This window comes from Aeromonas fluvialis (genome assembly GCF_000819885.1).
Classification (GTDB): domain Bacteria; phylum Pseudomonadota; class Gammaproteobacteria; order Enterobacterales; family Aeromonadaceae; genus Aeromonas; species Aeromonas fluvialis.
In genome coordinates, this window is record NZ_CDBO01000069.1 from 91,822 (window position 1) to 97,903 (window position 6,082).

General features: G+C 59.8%; 7 protein-coding genes. 6 read left to right on the top strand and 1 reads right to left on the bottom strand.

Annotated features, from left to right (window positions below):
- Positions 1 to 38: 38 nt before the first annotated feature.
- Positions 39 to 815 (bottom strand): helix-turn-helix transcriptional regulator, encoded by a 777-nt coding sequence (locus BN1125_RS15690; RefSeq protein WP_042013370.1) that lies wholly within the window; start codon positions 813 to 815, stop codon positions 39 to 41.
- A 210-nt stretch (positions 816 to 1,025) separates the two neighbouring features.
- On the opposite strand from BN1125_RS15690, the gene BN1125_RS15695 reads away from it, so the two are divergent.
- Genes BN1125_RS15695 through BN1125_RS15720 form a run of 6 tightly spaced genes read left to right on the top strand, consistent with a single transcriptional unit; the run spans position 1,026 to position 5,853 of the window.
- Entirely contained in the window at positions 1,026 to 1,787 is a 762-nt protein-coding gene (locus tag BN1125_RS15695) for a DUF3450 domain-containing protein (RefSeq protein WP_005357258.1), read from the top strand.
- Positions 1,784 to 3,088, top strand: coding sequence for a MotA/TolQ/ExbB proton channel family protein (locus BN1125_RS15700; protein WP_042013371.1), 1,305 nt, complete (start codon positions 1,784 to 1,786; stop codon positions 3,086 to 3,088). The genes BN1125_RS15695 and BN1125_RS15700 overlap by 4 nt, the downstream gene beginning before the upstream one ends.
- Positions 3,085 to 3,615, top strand: a complete 531-nt coding sequence (locus tag BN1125_RS15705; RefSeq protein WP_005339367.1) for a MotA/TolQ/ExbB proton channel family protein — start codon at positions 3,085 to 3,087, stop codon at positions 3,613 to 3,615. Before BN1125_RS15700 ends, BN1125_RS15705 begins: the two co-directional genes overlap by 4 nt.
- Entirely contained in the window at positions 3,612 to 4,013 is a 402-nt protein-coding gene (locus tag BN1125_RS15710) for an ExbD/TolR family protein (protein WP_042013373.1), read from the top strand. The genes BN1125_RS15705 and BN1125_RS15710 overlap by 4 nt, the downstream gene beginning before the upstream one ends.
- Positions 4,010 to 4,672 carry a TonB family protein gene (locus BN1125_RS15715; protein ID WP_042013375.1) on the top strand — a complete coding sequence of 221 codons (663 nt, stop codon included), beginning with the start codon at positions 4,010 to 4,012 and terminating at the stop codon, positions 4,670 to 4,672. The genes BN1125_RS15710 and BN1125_RS15715 overlap by 4 nt, the downstream gene beginning before the upstream one ends.
- 2 nt (positions 4,673 to 4,674) lie before the next feature.
- On the top strand, positions 4,675 to 5,853 hold the full coding sequence (locus BN1125_RS15720) for a tetratricopeptide repeat protein (protein ID WP_042013377.1): 1,179 nt from the start codon (positions 4,675 to 4,677) through the stop codon (positions 5,851 to 5,853).
- The last annotated feature ends 229 nt before the right edge of the window (positions 5,854 to 6,082 follow it).

The window sequence follows — 6,082 nt, forward strand, 5'->3', positions numbered from 1 at the left end:
AAGAGCCGCATTTGCGGCTCTTTTTGTTGCGACTGAGGTTACGACAGCCGCAGGTTGGTGATGGTGACCTCGTCGAGGGAGGGCACTATGATGCCGCTGGTGATCCCCTTGGCGATAGCCTGACTGCGATTCTTGGAGTCGGTCTTGTTGGTCACCTGGGTCAGGTGGAAGTTCACCGTCCGCTCGGTGATGCCGAGGATGGTGGCTATCTCCCAGGAGGTCTTGCCCTCACTGGCCCAGAACAGACACTCCTTCTCCCGATCCGACAGTTCGGTCAGGTATTTCATCATATCCGGCCTGCTTTTGATCAGTTGTAGCGCCGAGTTGAAGATGTAGCTGGCGCAGAACGACAGCAGCGGGACATTTTCAAACATCAGGTCGGAGTTGGATTTGTCCTTGGTGATGAATGACAAAATGCCGTGCTCTCCCTGCGGGGTGTGGAGCGGGAAGGAGACACCATTGCGCACGCCGAAATCGGCAGCCAGGTTCATCACGTCGCGGCTGGCGCTGGGTAGCCAGGGAGAGTCGCAGTCGAGCTTGTTCCAGAAGATGGGCTGGGTCTGTTTCAGCCCCAGATAGACCACTGGATCCTGGGTCAGATAGTGGTTTTCGCTGTAGGCGTCAAACCAGGTGGTCGGACAGTTGTTGAACAGTGCCACGTGGGATTTTTGCATGCTGATGGGAAAAATTATTAGCAGCCGAAAGTAATCAAAGCCCATTTGATGACTGAAGCGCTCCAGCTGTTGCTGGATATCGCTGGTTTTTGTTGCCTTGGTGAACTTGTCGATATGTTCCCAGATCGCATCGTTGAGCATTACTTTCTCCTTTTTCGATCTCTATCACACTGATCGAAAAGATTTTTTCTCGTTATTTATATTTGTGTGGTGGCTATTGGCGCCACTTATTCCGTGCGTGCTTAAAAATTATCCTGTTTTTGTGCATAAAGGCCAAGAAAATCCTCTCGTTGCCAGTCCACCCTGCATTTGAGATAATGATAATAGTTATCATTAGTAAGATGTATTTCAATGAACAAATTATGGGGTGTGGCCCTGCTGCCACTGTCAGTCCACTTTGCTGCCATCGGGGATGAGCTGGTTGCTCCCGCCCTCAAGAACAGTATCGCTGCTGGCAAAGCCTCCCAGCAGCGGGTGGAAAAAGCCGCCGATGCCGCCGTTGCCGCACGACTGGAGCTGCAAAATGCCCAGCTGCAACTGCGCGACCTCGAAGCCTACAACCGCTACATGCAATCTCTGGTGGCCGATCAGCAAAATGAGCTGGGTAAATTGAGTCAGCAGCTGGAAGCGGTACAAGAGACCCGTCAGGGCTTGATCCCGCTGATGCTGCAGATGCAGGCAGATCTGGAACAGCTGGTGCAAAACGACATCCCGCTGCGCAAGGAAGATCGTTTGGCGCGGGTTGAACAGTTGAAAGCGACCCTGGCTCGCGCAGACGTTAGCGAGGCGGAGAAATTCCGTCAGTTGCTGCAGGCCTATCAGATCGAAGCCGAATACGGCAGCCGGATGGACAGCTATTCCGCCGAGCTGGAGCTGGATGGTGCCCCGCGTCGGGTCGATGTGCTGGCGCTGGGTCGGGTCTCCCTGCTGGCAATGACTGCGGATCGCAGTCAGGCATGGCGCTGGTCCGCCGAGGCGAAGCAGTGGCAAGCCCTCGATAGCCAGTGGCTCTCCCCCATCGCCGAGGCGATGGATGTGGCCGCCGACAAGAAAGTTCCCCAGTTGCTCAATGTCCCCCTCTCTGTCAGCCGCAGTCAGGAGGCCCAATCATGAGAGTCACCATGAAGTGGTTCCCCCTCCTTATTGCCCTCTCCTGCGGTGCTAACGCCGCTGTCGCCGATAAGTGGCAGCAGCAGGAACAGGCTCGTGAACAGCAGGCTCAGCAAGATCTGGCGACCGTTGCCAAGGAGCTCGGCACTGCCCGCGCCAGACTGGCCGAGGCCCAGCGCTTGAGCAAGGAGCTGGCTGGCAAGTTCGCCAGCAACGAGAAGCAGCTGGTCGAGCTCAACGCCCAGTGGGAGCAAGCCTCCGGCGACATGAACGAGATCTTCGCGGTCACCCGTCAGGGCGCCAGCGATGCGGTCAAGCTGCTGAGCGAATCCGCCGTCGAGGGCCAGTACCCGGAGCGTCTCGCCCCGCTGAAAGCCATGGCACAGGATAAACAGGTGCCGGATCGCGCTGCTCTCGCCCTGCTGCCCGCCACGCTGCTGCAGGAGATCCGCGAATCTGGCCGGATTGCCCAGTTCAACGGCAAGGTGCTCGATGCTCAGGGGGCTGCCAGCGAGCAGTCGCTGACCCGGGTTGGCAGCTTTGCTCTGCTGGGGCGTGACGGCTTTCTGCAACCGACCGCCGAAGGCTTGAGCCCGGTACTGGGTCTGCCCGGTAGCGTGCTCTCTGCCGTTGCGGCTTATCAGGGTCAGGAAGGGGAAGCGCTGCCGCTGGATCCTGCTCATGGCACTCTGCTGGCGATGCTGGCACAGGCACCCACCTTCTGGCAGCAGGTACAGCAAGGTGGTCAGGTTGGCGCCATTATCGTGTTGCTGGCCGCTATCGGTCTGGGAATTGCGGCGGTACGGCTGTGGAGCCTCTCCCGCGAACTGGGTCGGGTGCGCCGCCAGCTCAAGAGCGGTGAGTATCACGCCGACAACGCCCTCGGCCGGGTGCTGACGGTGGCGGACAAACACCCCGAGCTGAGCATGGAGACCCTCGAGCTGCGTCTTGATGAGGCGATCCTGCAGGAGACTCCTCGCATGGAGAGCGGCATCGGCATGGTCAAGGTAATCGCGGCCATCGCCCCCATGCTGGGTCTGCTCGGTACCGTGACCGGGATGATCGGCACCTTCCAGGCCATCACCCAGTTTGGTACCGGCGATCCCAAGATCATGGCGGGCGGTATCTCCATGGCGCTGGTTACCACGGTACAGGGTCTGGTTGCGGCCATTCCGCTGATCCTGGCCCACAGCCTGCTGCAATCGCGCTTCACCGAGCTTTCCAATGTACTTGAGCAGCAGGTGGCCGGCATTCTGGCCGAGCGCGCCGAGAGCAATAACGGCGGGATGGAGCGAGCAGCATGATGCTCGACATCTGGCAACAGCTGCAGAGCTTCATGGGCCGTGGCGGTCCGGTGCTCTGGGTCATTCTGGCCCTGCTGGTGCTGATGTGGATTTTGATGATCGAACGGCTGCTCTACCTCAATCTGGGTTTCGGCCCGTTGCAGCAACAGCTGCTCGGTCGCTGGCAGGCCCGCAGCGAGCGCCACAGCTGGCACGCCCGGGCGATCCGCAGCCGCTGGCTGGCGCAGGCGGAGCTGGAACTGAACCGTCATCTGATCTTCATCCGCACCCTGGTGGTGCTCTGCCCCATGCTGGGGTTGCTGGGCACTGTGACCGGCATGATCGGCGTATTCGATGCGTTGGCCGCGGCCAACCGCTTTAACCCGGAGAGCATGGCGGGCGGGATCTCCCGCGCCACTATCCCCACCATGGCAGGCATGGTGGTGGCGCTCTCCGGCGTGTTGTTACTCAGTCGGCTCGAGAGTCAGGCCAAGCGTGCGCTGGCCAAGACCCGGGACGGCCTGCGAGAAGAGAAGGTAATGCAATGAGACGGCAATCCAAACGCCAGCGTGACGAAGTGCAGATCGACATGACCCCCATGCTGGATATCGTGTTCATCATGCTGATCTTCTTTATTGTCACCACCTCCTTCGTGCGCGAAGCAGGGCTCGAGGTGCACAGACCCCAGGCCAGTCAGGCCAAGGCGCAGAAATCTTCCAGCATCATGCTGGCGATCGGGGCTCAGGGTCAGATCTTCCTCGACCGCAAGCAGATCGATGTGGAGCGGGTGCAGGCCACCATCGCCCGTCTGCTGGCGGAGCAACCTGATGCCAGCCTGGTGATCCAGGCCGACGAGCGAGTGCCCCATGGCAAGGTGGTGCGGGTGATGGATGAGGCCAAGGCGGCAGGCATCGCCAATATCGCTGTGGCGGTGGCGCTGAAATGAAATACAAGCTGATGAGCCTGGGGCTGGGGGTTGCCCTCAGTCTGGGCATCCTGCTGTTTATGGCCACACTGGTTGAACCGCCCCGGGGCGAGAAGGTGGCGAGCGAGCAGAAGCCCATCGTCATCAATATGCAGAACGAGGTGACCGAAGTGCAGGTACGCGAGCGTCTGGTGCCGCAGGAGCCTGAACCTCTGCCAGAGCCTCCCGCCGCATTGGCCTCGACACCGCTGCCGATGCCCGCCGCGGCCCCCTTGGCGGCCGTTGAGCCGAGTCTGGATCTGGTCTCCAGCCTCAGCGCGGTGCAGGTATATGCCCCCGGAGTTGCGACCAGTACCGCACCGGTATTGAGTGGCAACTATCACGGCCAGCAGCAGGGGGCGAGTATCGGCGCCGGTGACATGCTGATGCCGCTGCAACGGATCGAGCCGGTCTACCCCTATCGTGCCCAGCAGTCAGGGATCGAAGGATTCGTCACCCTGCGCTTTAGCGTGAATGCCGAAGGGGGCGTGCAGGATGTGGAAGTGGTCGAGGCCAAACCCAAGCGTCAGTTCGAGCGGGCGGCCATTCAGGCGATCAACAAGTGGCGCTATCAGCCGAGACCGGGTGCCACCGACAAGCTGGTGCAAGTCATCACGCTCAAATTCAAACTGGAGTCTTAACTATGTTGCGGATCTGGATCTGTCTGCTGGCCCTGGTCGGCCAAGCCTGTCTGGCGATGGAGGTCAGCCCTCACTTCTCCCGTCAGCTTGAACCCGTGATGAAGCTCTATCAGTCTGGTCAGTGGCAACAGGCCCAGAGCAAGGCATCCGGCCTCAAGCCAAATAGCGATGCCGAGCGTGCCTGGCTGGCGCAGCTGCAAGCCTCGCTGGCGGCCAATCTGCAACAGACCGCCCAGGCGAGCCGTTATGTCGAACAGGCCCTTGCCTATAAAGAGTGGCCCGAGCAACAACAGCTCCAGCTGCTGCGACTGCGCGGCGATATTCAGGCCCAGCAATCCAACTGGTCTGGTGCCATCACCAGCTACAAGGCGGCACTGGCACTGAAGCAAGACGATGGGCTGCGCCTGCGTCTGGCCGGCCTCTATTACCACAACAAGCAGTACGGTGACGCCGCCAGCCAGAGCGAACAGTTGCTGAAGAAGGGTTGGCAGAAGCAGGCCGCCATCATTCGTCTCTCCGCCCTCACCGCCCAGCAACGTTATGGTATGGCGGCCGATCAGGCGGCCGAGCTGATCCGTCACGAGCCGACAGAGAGCAAATGGTGGCAGCAGGCGGTGTCGCTCAACCTCTCCGCCAAGCGCGGCGATCAGGCGTTGGCATTGCTGCAAACAGCTATCGACAGAAAACTGATGGATGACGCGTCAGCCCGCAATCAGCTGATCCGCCTCTATGCCTGGCAAGGGCTGCCTTATCGTGGTGCCCGTCTGCTGGAAGCGGCCATGGCCAAGGGACAGATGAAGCAAAGTGCTGAAAACCGCCAACTGCTGGCTCAATTGTGGGAAGGTGCCCGGGAGTGGTCACAAGCTGTTGATAGCTGGCAGCAGCTGGCCAACCAGCATGGTCAGCCCAAAGCTGCCATGCGCGCCGCCGAACTGCTGCTGCAACAGGGCAAGACAGATGCCGCCATGACCCAGCTTGCCGCCATCAAGTCGGTGAAAGGCGAGCAAGGCAATCGTGCCAAAGCGTTGCTGGTGCAGGCACACCTTAATAAGGAGCAGTATGCCCAGGCGCTGGAACTGGCCCGTGAGCTGCAGCAAAAGGATAACTGGCAACAGAAGGCAACCAGCTGGGTCAACTATATCCGGGCACAAAGCGAAGAGTTGAGCAAAAAAGCGGCGTAAATGTGGTGCCAAGTGGCAGTTTTGGAGCGTTCAGTTCGCTTTTTCAGCAAACGAACGCATTTTTGCAAAAATCCCTTGTCATCCCGGCGCCGCTCCCTATAATGCGCCCCTACCAGCACGGCGGAACACGCTGGACTGATGAGCTAGCTTCCTGGTGAAGCGGGCGCCGAAAGAAAAGCGAAAACAATCGCTTGACTCTCGAAGTGAGGGGCGTATTATACGCCACCTC

Coding starts and splice junctions, on each gene's coding strand:
- BN1125_RS15715 (WP_042013375.1), top strand. CDS start 4,010: ATGAAATACAAGCTGATGAGCCTGGGGCTGGGGGTTGCCCTCAGTCTG.
- BN1125_RS15695 (WP_005357258.1), top strand. CDS start 1,026: ATGAACAAATTATGGGGTGTGGCCCTGCTGCCACTGTCAGTCCACTTT.
- BN1125_RS15720 (WP_042013377.1), top strand. CDS start 4,675: ATGTTGCGGATCTGGATCTGTCTGCTGGCCCTGGTCGGCCAAGCCTGT.
- BN1125_RS15700 (WP_042013371.1), top strand. CDS start 1,784: ATGAGAGTCACCATGAAGTGGTTCCCCCTCCTTATTGCCCTCTCCTGC.
- BN1125_RS15710 (WP_042013373.1), top strand. CDS start 3,612: ATGAGACGGCAATCCAAACGCCAGCGTGACGAAGTGCAGATCGACATG.
- BN1125_RS15705 (WP_005339367.1), top strand. CDS start 3,085: ATGATGCTCGACATCTGGCAACAGCTGCAGAGCTTCATGGGCCGTGGC.
- BN1125_RS15690 (WP_042013370.1), bottom strand. CDS start 815: ATGCTCAACGATGCGATCTGGGAACATATCGACAAGTTCACCAAGGCA.